The 517-nt window shown below is 70.2% G+C and carries 1 protein-coding gene; it reads left to right on the top strand.

Annotated elements, in window-relative coordinates:
* The coding region (locus ACYVDE_RS25995) for a hypothetical protein (RefSeq protein WP_460504383.1) at window positions 1–517 on the top strand (517 nt) is incomplete at both ends.

Here is a 517-nt window from a genome sequence, read left to right as displayed (position 1 = left end):
ATCACGCTGGCCCAGGCCCCGGCCGCGCTGGGCTACAGCTGGCAGGCCACCGGCCTGAACCTGCCGCGCGACACCAACCCCGCCGGCCCACCGGTGAACGAGCCCCTGTACGCGCTCCAGAGCATTTCCATTCTCGAAGACCCTGAGCTGGGCTACGCCGCGCCCCCGGTGGGCTACAGCTACCCGCCCGGCGTGCTCTACGACCTGGGCACCTCGAACGAGGGCGAGGGCCGCAACTTCTTCCTCGAAGGCATTTCGGCCCACGAGTTCCACCTGCGGCGGCTGCGGCCGGGGTTTGATACGACCACCAACCGGGTGGTGCCGCCCGTGTTCACGACCGGTTCCGACGAGAGCTGGGGCTGCTTCCCCACGGCGCTCGACCGCTACGTGGTGCATCCGCAGGGCTGGGTAATTGGCCTGGCCTACGGCACGGCCAAGCTCTTTATCTGCCGGCTGCCGGCCGCGCCCTGCCCCAACCACGAGGCCCCCAAAGCCAGCCTGGCCTCGGGCGAAGGCG

It is taken from the genome of Hymenobacter agri (assembly GCF_054778495.1).
This window is presented reverse-complemented; position numbering and strand designations above follow the sequence as displayed.